Raw genomic sequence first — 14,220 nt, forward strand, 5'->3', positions numbered from 1 at the left:
ATGCTTGAAACGAAAATTCCCACAAGTACGTGGGAATTTTCTTATAAGTGTTACAGGTAGGTCAGGCTGCCGGATTAATGATCTTGCGCGTCACGCACCACTTTGCCGGTCTTGGCGTCAACGTCGTAGTTCCATTCAACGCGATTAGGACCTTTCAGCTCGATCTGATAAACGAGTTGGCCAGTAACGGTCTTGTCCAGCTCGGTATCGTGGATCGTGAAGCCGGGGTGTGCAGCCAGAGCCTGTTTGTTGAACTGTTCGAAGTCACCTACTGTGCCCGCCTTGTGCAGGCGAACTACTTCATCGGGACCAATATCGGCTTGGGCAGCACCGGCAGCAGCAGTGAGGGCAACAGCAGCGAAGAGGGCAGGCATAAGTTTCATAAGGTGTTCCTTCTGATTGATCTGTTTTAATGGAGTCGTCAAACGCTGATTGGTTCAGCCGTTTTGTTGGCGTCAGATTAGCTGCGCTTACTTAATTCACGCTTAATTATTCCAGCCTGCAACAGTTTTGCTTCGCTGCCTGCCGTCTGCTTCGTAAGTAAAGTTTTCCAGAACCCTTCGTTTATACCGAAGCGTCACGTAGAGGTTGAAAAAAACCGGCAGTGAACGTACAAGGTTGCCCCCTGCCGGAAGGTGCATCGCGTCTGTCCAGGCGCCTGTCCCTGCGGAGTCTGATCGATGAGTACGCCATACCGACCTGCCATGCATCACGCTTGGCGATTGCTGCCCCTGGGGATGGCGGTCGCCTCGCCGCTGCTGGCCGCAGAGCCGCTCAATCTGGATGCGGTCAACGTAACCGGGTTCAGCGAGCAGGAAAGCGCCAGCGACTATAGAGCTGGCCGTGCATCGATTTATGGGCTCGATCAGGCTTTGTTGCTCGACACGCCCGCTTCGGTGTCGGTGTTCAGCGAAGCGCTGATCAAGGACCGTCAGGCAAAGCTGCTGAGTGACGTGCTGCGCAACGATGCCTCGGTGGGCGAGGGCTATGCGCCGGTGGGCTATTACGAAAACTTTGTGGTGCGCGGCTTCTCGTTGAACGCGGCCAACAGCTATCGCATCAATGGCCGCAGCATCGCCGGCGAGCAGAACGTGGCGCTGGAAAACAAGCAACAGGTCGAGCTGCTTAAAGGCTTGTCTGGCCTGCAGAGCGGCGTTTCCGAGCCGGGTGGCGTCATCAACTATCAGACCAAACGCGCGCAGGACGTCCGGTCGGTCACGGTGTCCAGCAACGAGCACGGTGAGCGCTACATTGCCACCGACGTCGGCGGCTGGTTCGGCAGCGAGCAGCAATTCGGTCTGCGCGCCAACCTGGCTCACGAAGACATTCGTTCCTATGTCGAGCATGCCGACGGTCAGCGCGATTTTGCATCGCTGGCGTTCGACTGGAACATCAGCGAGCGGGCCTTGCTGCAACTGGACGTCGAGTACCAGAACAAAGAGCAGCGCTCGGTGCCCGGTTATCAACTGCTGGGCGGTACAACGCTGCCCCACGATGCCTCGCCGCGCAAACTGCTGGGCTATCAGAACTGGTCCAATCCGGTGGGTATCGAATCGCTGAACATGAGCGGGCGCTTCGAATACCGGTTCACTGACAGCTGGAAGGGCAGCCTCAGTGCATCGCGCAGCCGGGTGGTCATCGATGACTACAGCGCCTTTGCGTGGGGCTGCTATGGTTCGGCCAGTTGCGCAACAGAAGCTGTGCCCAACCATTTCAGCGCCGAGGGGGGGTATGACATCTATGACTTCCGCAGCCCCGACGACACGCGTCGCAACGATGAGGTCGAGGCGGCGATGTCTGGCACCTTCGCGACCGGGGCTCTCGAGCATCAACTGACCTTCGGCACCAGCGCCTACCGGCGCACCGTAGACACGCGCGGCACCTTCAACGAGTTTGTGGGCTCGGGCAACATCAATGAATCGCCTGAGCCGGTCGCGCCGTCCAGCCTGCCACTGACGCACACTGAGCGCCGTCTGGACAGCCGCCAGTACGGGCTGTTTGTCAGCGACCGTATCAGCTTCAACGACCGTTGGCAGGCGGTGCTGGGCGGGCGTGAGGTCCGGCTTGATGAACGGGCCTTCAACGAGGACGGCAGCGATGCGCGGCACACCGAACGTTACGTGTTTCTGCCGCAGGCGGCGCTGATTTACAAGCCGCTGGACAACATTTCGTTGTACACCAGCTACAGCAAGGGCCTCTCGCTGGGCGGGACAGCCGCCTGGTTCACCACCAACGCCAGCGAAATTCTCGCACCGACCGTATCGCGGCAACTTGAGGCGGGCATCAAGTACGACTGGCAACGCATGAGTCTGACCGCGGCGCTGTTTCAGGCCCGTCAGGCCTACCAGTATTCCAGGCCCAACGATGACGGCACCTTTACCTACGTTCAGCAGGGCGAACAGAAGAACACCGGGCTTGAACTGGGCGCGAGGGGCTGGCTGACCGACCGCCTGCAGATATCGGCAAGTGCGGCCGCTATTCGTGCACGGGTCGAAGGCAGCGGCACCGAGGCCTATGAAGACCATCAGGCGCTCAACGTGCCCAAATACCGCGCTACGCTGCAAGCCGATTACAGCCTGCCGATTCGCGGCCTGGCCCTGCTTGGCGGTATGCAGTACAGCGCCAGCAAATATGCCGACCGCACAGGCTCGGTACAGGTCAACGACTACGCGCTGTTCAACCTCGGCAGCCGCTACAGCACCAAAGTGGGCGGGTATGACACCGTACTGCGCCTGACCGTTGATAACCTGTTCGACAAACGCTACTGGCGCGACGCCGGGGAATACCTGGGCGATGATTACCTGTTCATGGGCGCCCCGCGAACGGCAAGCTTGTCTGCATCGGTCAACTTCTAAGTCAGCGGGCCGACGGTTGCAACGCGTGAGGCCCGCTTCAGCGCGTTGCACGTCGTATCAGTGTCAAGCCAGGCGGGCTGCACCAGACATTGCAGCGCATGCGCTGGCACGCTTTGCTATTCTTCGCGCCCTGCGAGTGCCGGGCGCTCTTTTCTGCCATGTTTCGGGGGCATCATGACGGCCAACGTACACCCTGCTCCTCAACCTTTCAGCAAAGCCGATTACAAGACCCTGAGCCTTGCGGCGCTGGGTGGGGCGCTGGAAATCTACGACTTCATCATCTTCGTCTTCTTTGCGTTGACCCTCAGCCAGCTGTTTTTTCCTCCGGACATGCCTGAGTGGTTGCGCCTGCTGCAAAGCTTCGGGATCTTCGTGACGGGCTATCTCGCCCGTCCGCTGGGCGGGATTCTGATGGCGCACTTCGCCGACCGGCTGGGCCGCAAAAAAGTATTCAGCCTCAGCATCCTGATGATGGCGCTGCCCTGTCTGCTGATCGGGATCATGCCCACCTATGCCCAGATAGGCTACTGGGCGCCATTGGTGCTGTTGGTATTACGCATTCTGCAAGGCGCTGCGGTCGGTGGCGAAGTGCCCAGCGCCTGGGTGTTCGTGGCAGAACACGCACCCAAGGGGCATCGTGGTTACGCACTGGGGGTGCTGCAGGCGGGCCTGACGTTCGGCTATCTGCTCGGCGCGCTGACCGCAACATGGCTGGCGAGGGCGTTCAGCCCGGCGGAAATTCTCGACTGGGCGTGGCGCATACCGTTCCTGCTCGGCGGCGTGTTCGGCGTGGTGGGTGTCTGGCTGCGCCGCTGGCTGAACGAAACACCCGTGTTCATCGCCATGCACGCCCAGCGTGAAAACCTGCCGGCACTGCCGCTGGGCAAGGTGCTGCGCGAACACCGCCAGTCTCTGTTGCCTGCGGTGTTGCTGACCTTTGTGCTGACCTCAGCAGTGGTTGTGCTGGTGGTGATCACGCCGACCGTCATGCAGCAGCGATTTGGCATCAGCGCCAGCCATACCTTCGCCCTCAGCGCTTTGGGGATCGTTTTTCTCAATATCGGCTGCGTGCTGGCGGGGCTGCTGGTTGACCGTATCGGTGCCTGGCGCGGGGTTATGTTCTACAGCCTGCTGTTGCCCTTGGGCATCGGCGTGCTTTACACCAGCCTCATCCAGCAGTCGCTGCCGCTTGGCATCGCCTACGCCATTGCCGGGCTGGCCTGCGGGATTGTCGGCGTGGTGCCTTCGGTGATGGTCGGACTGTTCCCGGCGAGCATCCGCGTGTCAGGCATCTCATTGACCTACAATATCGCCTACGCTTTCTGGGCCAGTACCACTCCGCTGCTGCTGATCGCGCTGATGCCCTGGAATATCTGGGTCTGTGTGCTTTACAGCCTGATCATGGGCACCGTGGGCCTGACGACCGCTGCGGTATTCGGTCTGCGCCGGGGCGTGGTGGTGGATGACGTCGCCACACGCCGGGCTGGATAAACCACCCGCCGGGTTTCCGTGGTACGCATCCAATCATTTAATTTTACGCACTCGCCGCTCACCTCAGTGGGCGGCGTCAGTCGGGCGTTATCGGGAAAGTTCCTGTAGTAACGCCATTTCAATTGTAACAACTGATTGTAATTCTGTTTGCCCGAGTCTATCTTGCGCCTGTCTATATCAATTGCATCTTGTATTAGTTTGCTTTTCTAAACGTTCCTGCGCGGAGCGTTTGAGCTGGTGGGTCAGTCACGATCTAGATAACTATAAAACTGTAATCGTTCCTTATTTTCTGTAGGAGTTTTCTTTAATATTAAGTCGGTGGTACGAATTTTCTTACAGGTGTAACAGTTCTTTCAGGGCTTTGGGTTGTGTGTCGGGGTTAATGAAAAAAACAAGGCTAAATAAAATGATCTCGGTGCCGATTTACTCTTTAGGTCATGAAGTCATGGAAGACGAATGTAAGAATCATCCTACAAATTTGTCTGTGTGCAAGATAATAGCAAGAGGGAATATCATGTGGGTGACCATTAGAGAGCAGGACGTTCTTGGCCTGTTGTTGCAGGGCTGCACGAACAAGGAAATCGCCAGGCAGCTCAGTATCAGCGACTATACCGTGCGTGATCACGTGTCTTCATTGCTCAGAAAAAATCAGGTAAAGACTCGTGCCGAGCTGATGGCGCGATGCGTTTCTTTGTTACTGCCAGAAAAAAATACCCGACCCCCTACATCTGTCGGATTGTGCGGCGAGCCAGCGCCTACATAATGTGTCTTGTCACAAAACATATTTTATAAAAGTGCCATCAGCGTTGCTGGGCTGGTGCAGTTGAGCAAGCAATCGAACAGGTTGGGCTGTGGCTGCTCTTCAGGCACCCAATTACCTGGTCGCCAAAAAAGACAGTCTAAACACCTGTCCGTACACCACACTGCAAACAATAAAAAGGAGCAATATTCATGACGGTTTGTTTTCTTCGGGGGGCGTCAGGATCCGATCAGTCATTGCGGCTCGATCCGCGTCGGCCGGGCATGAATCTGACAACAGATTTTCATCACCTGGCAACCCGCCAGTCCGCGTTTTCGATGGCGCAACTTGCCGAGCAACAGGCGAAGTTATCCGGCCCCTCCGGGCTGTTCATGAAACTGATACGACAGATCCGCTCGCAGGGTCGTCAGTCGCCCTTGTTCGAGGACCTTGCCCAGCTCGAGGGGCGCAAGCGTCAATGGCTGGCCGAGCGCGCCGTGCAGTTCGCACTGGGCTTGCACGGCCGCCGGCCAGAGGTCGATAACCCCTTCAAAGGCAAACTGCGTGAAGACCTGTGCTGCATCATGTTCGATGACCTGTCGCTGCACACCCTGGTCGAGCGTTACGCGGCCAGTGAAGCCCTGCGACGACACGACAGCGAGTACTTCAGCAAACTGATCGCCACGACACGAAATACCGTGGAACGGCGCATCGTCTTTCACGGGCTGCTGGAACACTTCGACAGGCTGTTGCCTATCGAAAAGAGCATCTACCAACTCAACTACCGCAGCGTTCAATACGCGCACCTGGAGCAGGAAGAAGCCCTGTACGGCAAACTGATAATGGAACAACCCATTAGTGCACTGCTGGAAGTGCACACGCCTGAGTGGCTTCTTGAGAATCTGTCTTCGTTTGAGTTTTCGATTGATTGAGGGTGTGTTCTGCCGAAGTGTTTTGCATGGTATGAAGTCCGTAAGGTTTAATAAATCCCAGAAAAGTATTCACGTGTTTTACGTTTGTTTTAGTTTTATAAAGGTTTTGGCGGATTTTTTTAGTTTTGGTATTTCAGTACGTTTCCTGGGTGGCTTTCTGGCTGGAGTTTGGATGGGAGTGACTAGCTGTTTTTTCTAAGAAAAAATTTTTAATGAGTGATTAAGGTTTTTGGAGGTGTTTATTTGATCCCGGTGAATTACGAGCAGTATAGAATTTTAAAATCGTCAATGATGCGATTTTTGAAAACTCAACTTGAATTAGCAATGTTTGGACTAAAATACATGAAGAGACTACTCCCTGTAATTTTATTGTTTGCATCGGCCGGCCAGTCAGGCTGTGGATATTCGGTGACAACCACTAGAACCCCCACGACTACCAATGGGCTGGGCCATAATGCTTTCTCTAGGCATCAACTGAGGTTGTCTGATTATCCCCGCGGAGCCGCTAATAACTCCCGATTACGAAAAATCTCATGGACAGCGACATCATTCCCGCAAAGTGTTGGTGAGCGCGCCAATATTTGCTTTCGACTACGCGGTGTTCACGATGCTGAATGTATAACTATTATTCCAGGTACTCCAGGAAGCTCTGAATCCTTTAATAATCTTGGTTTCAGCTACGCCTCTGATGTAATCATCCGACACAACGCTGAAAGTGGACCTTGGCAGAGTAAACCGCTGGGGCCAGAAACGGTCACCTTTCATTTAACGTATTGATTGTCAATCCCTGACGATAACCGTCAGGGATTCCATATATCAGGAGTCACCATCATGCGAGTGATAAGCTCTGGCATAGAGGCGCTGATAGCGGCACGGCAACTTGATGAAAAAATAGCGTTGAAAACAACCTCCACTTTTGCTGATTCGTCCATCCGAACAAACCCTCAGGACTCTTCAGTAACGATCAGTGGTGAGGCTCTTCTCAAACAAAGAGTTTTCGGGCTCACAGACCCCAATCGTTCTGCCCCGTTGCTTGGAAAGGCCGAGTGTGGAACATCCATGCCTGAAGCATCCTTTTTGACGCGGGATGATCGGAGGCTTCTTGGTGATATTTATGAGTTTGCGAGAGATCAGGGTGCTGATCTTTCCTATGTCGATGACCTGGCGTTCGGGCTGGCATCGTACAGGGAGAAAGACGACGGAAGGATCTGGGCTCGTCATAACCAAGGCAAAACGTATGACCTGGAAGGGCATAAAGTTTCTTACAGTTTTACAGATAAAAATGCGGAGACGGCTAAGCGTATTATTAATGGAGACGCTTTGAAAAGCACACGATTGGATCAGGGCTTTGTTCGTTTCATCACGGACAAAGATTTCGGCGCTCTCGGTCACAACCACTTTGAATTCATGGAGAAGGTCATCAGTCAGTTTTCAACGACGGGAGACAAGAGCCAACAACTGGGTCCTGATTTCGCTGTGTATAAAAGTCAGAAAGGTGACTACATAAGAACCCTGTCGAAGGAAAAGTACACCCTTGGCGAAGGCGATATTCGCGAAACCACCCCTGCGCCCCCCAAAACCACAAAGCCAAAAGAAATCACCCTGGAAAGCCTGCGCGATGACATGCGCAAGTCGTTCATGAAAGCGATGGGCGTGGAGAATTTCTCGTCCCTGTTCGATGTGCTGTTCAAGAACAAACGTTGACCGCTCAGATGCCGGCGCTGGCGATCTGGCTTTCCGGGGCGGCATCTTCGGCGCTGACCACGCGGTTGCGGCCGGTGCTTTTGGCGAGGTACAGGGCCTTGTCAGCTTCATGCAGCCATGATGAGGCATCGGGCAGTTCAGGTGAGTAGGCAGCGATGCCGACGCTGAGGCTGGCCTTGAGGTCGCAATGCAGTGAATAGGTCAGTTCGTCGATCGCCAGGCGCATGCGTTCAAGGATTTCCCGTGCCTGGAGCAGGCTGGTGTTGGGCAGAATCACACAGAACTCATCGCCGCCACAGCGTCCGATCAGGTCGGAATCGCGCAGGTTTTCGATCAGTGCTTCACTGATGTTCTGCAGCACCGTATCGCCCATGAGGTGGCCGTAGGTGTCGTTGATGATCTTGAAGTGATCAATATCGATCAGCGCAATCACGCATTCCTGATGCTGGTTCTGGCTCTTGGCGAACTCAAGATCAAGCAGGTCCTTCCAGGCGCCATGATTGAGCAGGCCGGTCAGGCTGTCGGTGCGGCTGAGCGTGCGCAGGATGTTGCGATGCTCCCAGAGCTTGAGCGTGACCTGATGGTTCATCCAGCCGATGAAAATGGGGTAGATCACCAGCACGGGCAGGCAGGCATAGATCTGCATCATGTTGCCGTCCAGGTTGACGACGGGGTTGAGCACCGCCAGCGAGATCAACACCCCCAGTGCCTGGGCGCCAAAGCCTTGCAGCATAAGGCGCGGGCCTGCAGCCGCCATGTTGTGCATGGCCATCATGGCTATTACCGTGACGCTTGGAACAGCACTGAACCCCATTGCGCCAATCCAGAACCCGCCCATCAGCGAATCGAACAGTATGTTGCGCCATTCAGCCAGGTAGGGTTGGCGTGACTTTTTCGCGATCTGGTAAGCAATATGAGGCCATGTCAATGAATTGAGCAGCGCCAGTGACCAAAGCCAGTGCGCGGCATTCATGTAATACAAGGACACAGCGACAGTAATAAAACCAACACTGACACCGAGTGCTCTCGGGGCGTAAATTCGCTTTGCGAACGCCAGCCCCCTACGGTGATGTGTGCTCATGGTTTCTCACCAGACATGACTATTCTGAATCGGTCAGAAAACATCGTCACTTGACCGAAAGGCAGGAGTTTGAGCGTTCACCAGTGCCATGGGAAGAATATTTTGCTGGGGGATGTCAAATAGCTACATATTGCAGAGGCATGGCTGTTTCAAAGTCAATTAACTGACAGAACCAGCCTGGAACGCTGTTCAAAAATATGACGATACTTACAGGGCGATTCAAGCGGAATAACCGAACAGTGTGTCTGCGTGTTGACAGACATACTGTTCGGAACATTCAGAAGGGCGGGGCAACATTACGCGCAGACGTTGTGTTTCTCAATCCGGCCTTGCTGAACGCTGGTCATCCATGCGACGGCGATAGCCAGCAATGCCACGATGGCGGCGACATACCCCACTGCGTTCAGGCCCAGATGCTCGATGGTAAGGCCGCCGATAATCGAGCCCAGCCCGATTCCGGCATTGGCCGCCGACACGTTCAAGGTGCCGGCCAGGGCCTGAGCCTGAGGTGCGGCTTTCATCACCCGGATCTGACAGATCGGGAACAACGCCGTATGGGCAATCCCCCATACCACGAGCACCACCGCCAGCAGTGGCAGCGAGCCTGCTGCCGGTACGCTCGCCGTCATGCCCAGCGCCAGCAGCAGCGCGAAGACCATGGTCGAGCCCAGTGGGCTGCTATCTACGTAACGACCACCCAGTGCGTTGCCGATCAGGCCGACCGCACCGAAGCCCATTAGCCACCAGCCTGTCTGAGCCGACTCGATACCGGCGATGCGCTCCAGCGTATCTGCCAGGTAGGTGTAAGCACCAAACATCGCCGTGAACAGCAGAATGGACAGCAGCAGGTTGGCCAGAAAAAGCGGGTCACGCAGGATTTTCGCTTGCTCGGCGAGGCCGACCTTGGCGGTAGGTTCCAGACGTGGCATCGACAGCGCCAGTAGCAGGGCCATCAAGGCAGACAGGACAGTCAGCGCCCAGAACGCGCCGCGCCAGCCCACTGCGTCAGCAAACAGAGTGCCCAGCGGAATACCGAACAGCATTGCGGCAGAGATGCCGAGGTACACCTGCGCAACGGCTTTGCCCGCGCGCTTGGGCCCGGCCAGCAAGCTTGCGGTTTCGCTGGCGGTGCCCCAGAACACTGGCAATGCCAGTGCCGGGATGAATCGTGCCAGTGCGAGTATCCAGACATTGCTCGACACCGCTGCCAGCGCATTGGATGCCGCGAAGATCAGCAGGATGACGATAAAGGTGCGTTTACGGTCCAGGTGCGAAAGCATGGCGGTCAGCGGCGGGCCGAAGAGCATCACCGTGAAGGCGAACAGTGTGACCAGCAAGCCGGCCGTTGAGATGGAGATTCCCAGATCGCGGGCCAGTGATGGCAACAGCCCGATGATGAGAAATTCAGTGGTGACAATCACGAAGCCGGCCAGCGCCAGAATCGCGATGGACAAACCAGCACCGGTCGAGCTTTCGCTCGTGGTGCCAGAGGCGGCAGTTTCCAGAGACGGCATGATACAAACCTGTTAAAAAATATGTCCGCAAGCTTATTGCAGAAATCGATTCCTATCTTTGGCAAATATTCCGTACATTATGGAATCAGATTCATCAATGGGAACTCAAGGTGCTGTCTACCGATCGTTTGAAAGGCATCGAAACCTTCGTCGCCGTTGCCAGCGCAGGCAGTTTTACCGCAGCCGCCGAACGTCTGAGCCTGACCAATTCGGCGGTTAGCAAAAGTGTTTCGCGCCTGGAGAGCCGCTTGGGCATGCGCCTGTTCGAGCGCACCACGCGAAGCCTGGCGCTGACCGAGGAGGGTGTGGCTTATCACGCGGTGTGCACGCGCATGCTGGCCGAACTTGAGGCGGCTGAAACCGCACTTGCCGCTCAGCGTTCCGAGCCAGCCGGGCAGTTACGCATCGACCTGCCTGCCACGTTTGGCCGCCTGCATGTGTTGCCATTGATTCTCGACTTTGCCGGGCAGCATCACAAATTGCGTCCGCGGGTGACGTTCACCGACCGATTCGTCGATATTCTCGAGGAGGGCATCGATCTCGCCGTGCGCATCGGCGGCCCGCTCATCTGGCCAGCAGGCGTGGCGCACCGTTACCTGGGCACTGAACGGGTGATCTTCTGCGCGGCGCCGGCTTATCTGCAACGGCATGGCACACCGACGACGTTCGAGGACCTTGCCCGTCACGCCTGTATTCTGTTTGGCCGAGGCGATGGCAGCACCAGCCCGTGGCTATTTGTCGATGAACAGGGGCAGCAAGAGGCGCGCGCGATCGAGGCACGGCTGGTGATCGGCAATGGTGAAGCCCAGGTCGCTGCGGTGACATCGGCATGGGGCATTGCCCAACTGGCGACCTGGTTGATCAAGGATCAGTTGCAGCGTGGCGAGCTGGTGGAGATTCTTCCACAGCTCGCCACCGAAGGCCTGGCCCTGCACCTGGCCTGGCCGCGCAACCGCGAGTCATTGTCCAAGGTGCAGGCTCTGGTTGAGCGGTTGTCCGGCGTGTTACGGGTGGATTGAATCGGGTTAGCAGGCTGCGTCTCGCATCACTCACCGATGACTGTTTTCACCAGTGCTGCCTGCTCTTTCGGATTTTTCGCGTTGGACACCACGTTCAAAACAGCTGCGCGAGTACCCGATGCGGCAATGATCGACGTGGTCAGCACCTTCGCGTCACTCATCGTGGCTGAACTGTCTACTTGGCGCACACCTAGGCCGTTTTTCTTGACGATCTTGCGTTCGCTCAGTTTTTTGAAGTCCTTGTAGCCAGCGCTCTGATGGTCAACGATGCCAGCCGCTATGCCGTCGAGCATGGCCGAATCGTTATCGCTAGCCTCAACGCTCATGGGCAGCGTTGTTTCCGTGACAATGAGCACGCGTTTTTCCGTAGCATTGGTGTACATCTTTCCGTATACGCCCTGAGCTTTTGCCTTCGCGTCTACTTCTGGCATTTCACCCTGCACATAGCCCGCAGGCACGGTAAACGCCAGTTTGCCGCCCAACAACGAAACCTTCTGCGCAGCAGGCACTGGCGCCGTAACAGGTGCAGCAGCCTCGACCTTGGTGGCCGCTTGTACGTTGATTGCAACCTGGCTGGCAGCCAGCGCGACACACACCGCTATTGCCTTGAAACCGAAAGACCGCATGGAAATTCCTTTTTGACTGTTAATGGAGCGAGGCACTTTCGCCTGAGGCATGTGAGTAGCCGGGCAGTTAAAAGTGCCCATGAAAAACGGCCAGCCCGATTGCTCGGTTGGCCGTTTTTTATTGCGTCTGCGCTTATTCGGCGATCTGCAACTTGCGCGACTCGGTGTAAACGTAGCGCACCTTCTCATATTCGAACGGCGAGTTCAGCTGGCCATAACGGAAGCTGGTGACGTAACGACGATCGATTGCACGCAGCAGGGTGATTTCCGGGTGATCGCTGCTGACTTCAGCGACGTTGAGGAAGTTGATCTGCGTTTCTGCGGTGTAGTCGAACAGCATACCGCCGGTGTCACGCAGGTTCGACGGGCCGAACAGCGGCAACACCAGATAAGGGCCGGCAGGCACGCCATAGAAGCCCAGTGTCTGACCGAAGTCTTCGCTCTGGCGTGGCAGACCCATCATGGTCGCAGGGTCCCAGAGGCCGGCGATACCGATCGTGGTGTTCAGCAGTAGACGGCCAGTGGTGTCCAGCGAACGCTCGCCCTTGAACTGCAGCAGGCTGTTCAGCAGGTTGGAGACGTCGCCCAGATTGCTGAAAAAGTTGCTCACGCCGCTGCGCACGAAGCCGGGCGTGACGTAGCGGTAGCCATCCACGACAGGCAGGAACACCCACTCGTCAAAGCGATAGTTGAAGTGATAGACCCGGCGATTCCACGATTCCAGCGGATCGTAGACTTCCAGTGCGTTGATCGAGGCGCGCTCGAACTCACGCTGATCCAGCCCGGGGTTGAACTGCAGCGACTTCAGCGGCTGAGTAAAGCCGTCCGCATCGGTCTGGCGCGCTACCGTGGCCGGGTGCTGAGCTTTGTTGCCGGTATCCGCGTCAGCGGCCTGGACCGTGCCAGCACACAGCAGTGCGGCAAGGAGTAAAAGACGTTTAGCCACGGAAAAACTCCAGCATGGCGTCGGTGTTGACGCGGTAATTAAGGTTGCCGCAATGCCCGCCGTAAGGATAAACGGTCAGACGATCACCAAATGTCTTGCGCAGAAAGCCCAGATCACCTGCGCCCAGGATCACGTCGTCCGCGTTGTGCATGACGGCGATCTTGGTGTTGCTGTGCAGATAATCCTTGAGCGCGTACAGGCTGACCTGATCCACCAGTTGCAGCAGGCTGCCACCATCAGTGCGGGCACGCCACATCGGAATGACCTGTTCGGTCAGGTAGCAATCGAAGTCGCATTGCAGGGCGCGCTTGAGGAACGGCGTCAGGCTGGTGCCTTCGGAAATCGGGAATTTCGGCGGAATGATAAGGCCACGACGGTTGATCAGGTCCGAGGTGAACGCGATGTCGGCCGACGAGAAGCGGAACGATGTGCCGATCAGCATGGCCATCTGTTCGTTGGTCAGGTGCTGCTTGGACTGCTGGAAGTCGAACAGCAGTGCGTCATTGAGGTCGATGTACCCTTTTTGCCGGAAGTAGCGCGTCAGCTTGGCCAGCACCAGCTCATAGAACGTGGTGGTGTTGTTGATGCCCTTGACGTTGGTCTGAACCAGTTTGTCGAGGTTACTGATCGAGGTGTAGAGGTTGACCGGCGGGTTGAGCAGCAACACTTTCTTGAAGTTGAAACTGCGTCGCGTTTCATCCAGCTTGCTGACGAACGCGGCGTTCAGCGCCCCGAGGCTATACCCGGTGAGGTAATAGTCGGTGACTGGCAACTGCGCTTGCTGGGCACGGATGGCCTGCATCACGCGATATAGGTCTTCTGCGTCTTCGGTGGAAACACCAGGGGTCGCAAAGCGCGACGCCGAGCTCATGAAGTCATAGCTGGTCGGCGAAGACAGCTGCACAACGTGGTAGCCCGCGCCGTAATACAGCTTCTTCAGGAATTCGTTGATGGTGCTGTTATAAGGCGCGCCGGTGCCAGCGATCAAAAAGATCAGCGGTGCGGCATGATCCTGTCTGGCCAGGCGGTAGTGCAGTTTTTTTACGGCCCAGAAGTTGTCGGGCAGCGTGAACTCGCGTTCAGGGTGCAGATTCAGCGTGTAGACGTCCTGGTCGATGTCTTCATCGTCGGGCAGGTCGGGGCGCAGATCGGGCGGTGTACTGGCAATGGTCGCTTCAAACGGATTAGTCAGCGGGTAGCCATAGGTGGCGGGGTCGACGTTGGTCGCCAGAGCGGACGCACTTAAACACAAGCCACCTATAACGGTAGCGAAGCGCAGAAAACGGAGCATGACTAAATCCCTTGGGAAAGAA

At 56.4% G+C, this 14,220-nt stretch carries 12 protein-coding genes; 6 read left to right on the forward strand and 6 right to left on the reverse strand.

What is annotated here, in order from left to right; translation table 11 throughout:
* Positions 1-74 precede the first annotated feature (74 nt).
* Positions 75-383 carry a PepSY domain-containing protein gene (locus PSPTO_RS08405; RefSeq protein WP_005767572.1) on the reverse strand — a complete coding sequence of 103 codons (309 nt, stop codon included), beginning with the start codon at positions 381-383 and terminating at the stop codon, positions 75-77.
* Positions 384-680: 297 nt separating this feature from the next.
* Here PSPTO_RS08405 and PSPTO_RS08410 point away from each other — a divergent pair, with 297 nt between their 5' ends.
* The 5 genes from PSPTO_RS08410 to PSPTO_RS08430 all read left to right on the forward strand — a co-directional run bounded on the left by PSPTO_RS08410 (position 681) and on the right by PSPTO_RS08430 (position 7,721).
* Entirely contained in the window at positions 681-2,855 is a 2,175-nt protein-coding gene (locus PSPTO_RS08410) for a TonB-dependent siderophore receptor (protein ID WP_011103628.1), read from the forward strand.
* A 174-nt stretch (positions 2,856-3,029) separates the two neighbouring features.
* Positions 3,030-4,346: an MFS transporter gene (locus tag PSPTO_RS08415; protein ID WP_005767577.1), complete on the forward strand. Its 1,317-nt coding sequence runs from the start codon at positions 3,030-3,032 to the stop codon at positions 4,344-4,346.
* A 484-nt stretch (positions 4,347-4,830) separates the two neighbouring features.
* Positions 4,831-5,109 (forward strand): helix-turn-helix domain-containing protein, encoded by a 279-nt coding sequence (locus tag PSPTO_RS08420; protein ID WP_161797814.1) that lies wholly within the window; start codon positions 4,831-4,833, stop codon positions 5,107-5,109.
* Positions 5,110-5,297: 188 nt separating this feature from the next.
* Complete coding sequence (locus PSPTO_RS08425) at positions 5,298-6,017, forward strand: hypothetical protein (protein ID WP_046463930.1); 720 nt, start codon at positions 5,298-5,300, stop codon at positions 6,015-6,017.
* 831 nt (positions 6,018-6,848) lie between these two features.
* Positions 6,849-7,721, forward strand: a complete 873-nt coding sequence (locus PSPTO_RS08430; RefSeq protein WP_011103631.1) for a hypothetical protein — start codon at positions 6,849-6,851, stop codon at positions 7,719-7,721.
* Positions 7,722-7,725: 4 nt separating this feature from the next.
* On the opposite strand, the gene PSPTO_RS08435 is transcribed toward PSPTO_RS08430, so the two are convergent.
* Positions 7,726-8,802, reverse strand: a complete 1,077-nt coding sequence (locus PSPTO_RS08435) for a diguanylate cyclase (protein ID WP_011103632.1) — start codon at positions 8,800-8,802, stop codon at positions 7,726-7,728.
* Positions 8,803-9,098: 296 nt separating this feature from the next.
* Positions 9,099-10,316: an MFS transporter gene (locus tag PSPTO_RS08440; RefSeq protein ID WP_011103633.1), complete on the reverse strand. Its 1,218-nt coding sequence runs from the start codon at positions 10,314-10,316 to the stop codon at positions 9,099-9,101.
* 110 nt (positions 10,317-10,426) lie between these two features.
* Here PSPTO_RS08440 and PSPTO_RS08445 point away from each other — a divergent pair, with 110 nt between their 5' ends.
* Entirely contained in the window at positions 10,427-11,335 is a 909-nt protein-coding gene (locus PSPTO_RS08445; protein WP_011103634.1) for a LysR family transcriptional regulator, read from the forward strand.
* A 26-nt stretch (positions 11,336-11,361) separates the two neighbouring features.
* Here the strand turns inward: PSPTO_RS08445 and PSPTO_RS08450 are convergent, their stop codons facing one another.
* The 3 genes from PSPTO_RS08450 to PSPTO_RS08460 form a co-directional block, all read right to left on the reverse strand.
* Positions 11,362-11,961: a hypothetical protein gene (locus PSPTO_RS08450; protein WP_005767592.1), complete on the reverse strand. Its 600-nt coding sequence runs from the start codon at positions 11,959-11,961 to the stop codon at positions 11,362-11,364.
* A 133-nt stretch (positions 11,962-12,094) separates the two neighbouring features.
* The gene (locus PSPTO_RS08455; RefSeq protein ID WP_005767596.1) at positions 12,095-12,907 is read right to left on the reverse strand and encodes an MlaA family lipoprotein; all 813 of its coding nucleotides are present in this window, start codon (positions 12,905-12,907) and stop codon (positions 12,095-12,097) included.
* On the reverse strand, positions 12,900-14,198 hold the full coding sequence (locus tag PSPTO_RS08460; RefSeq protein WP_007245694.1) for a serine protein kinase PrkA: 1,299 nt from the start codon (positions 14,196-14,198) through the stop codon (positions 12,900-12,902). Before PSPTO_RS08460 ends, PSPTO_RS08455 begins: the two co-directional genes overlap by 8 nt.
* Positions 14,199-14,220 lie beyond the last annotated feature (22 nt).

This window comes from Pseudomonas syringae pv. tomato str. DC3000 (assembly GCF_000007805.1).
GTDB lineage: Bacteria > Pseudomonadota > Gammaproteobacteria > Pseudomonadales > Pseudomonadaceae > Aquipseudomonas > Aquipseudomonas avellanae.

What these genes read in the sequence shown, in the direction of transcription:
- PSPTO_RS08405 (WP_005767572.1), bottom strand. Translation starts at nt 383, where the DNA reads ATGAAACTTATGCCTGCCCTCTTCGCTGCTGTTGCCCTCACTGCTGCT.
- PSPTO_RS08410 (WP_011103628.1), top strand. Translation starts at nt 681, where the DNA reads ATGAGTACGCCATACCGACCTGCCATGCATCACGCTTGGCGATTGCTG.
- PSPTO_RS08415 (WP_005767577.1), top strand. Translation starts at nt 3,030, where the DNA reads ATGACGGCCAACGTACACCCTGCTCCTCAACCTTTCAGCAAAGCCGAT.
- PSPTO_RS08425 (WP_046463930.1), top strand. Translation starts at nt 5,298, where the DNA reads ATGACGGTTTGTTTTCTTCGGGGGGCGTCAGGATCCGATCAGTCATTG.
- PSPTO_RS08430 (WP_011103631.1), top strand. Translation starts at nt 6,849, where the DNA reads ATGCGAGTGATAAGCTCTGGCATAGAGGCGCTGATAGCGGCACGGCAA.
- PSPTO_RS08435 (WP_011103632.1), bottom strand. Translation starts at nt 8,802, where the DNA reads ATGAGCACACATCACCGTAGGGGGCTGGCGTTCGCAAAGCGAATTTAC.
- PSPTO_RS08440 (WP_011103633.1), bottom strand. Translation starts at nt 10,316, where the DNA reads ATGCCGTCTCTGGAAACTGCCGCCTCTGGCACCACGAGCGAAAGCTCG.
- PSPTO_RS08450 (WP_005767592.1), bottom strand. Translation starts at nt 11,961, where the DNA reads ATGCGGTCTTTCGGTTTCAAGGCAATAGCGGTGTGTGTCGCGCTGGCT.
- PSPTO_RS08460 (WP_007245694.1), bottom strand. Translation starts at nt 14,198, where the DNA reads ATGCTCCGTTTTCTGCGCTTCGCTACCGTTATAGGTGGCTTGTGTTTA.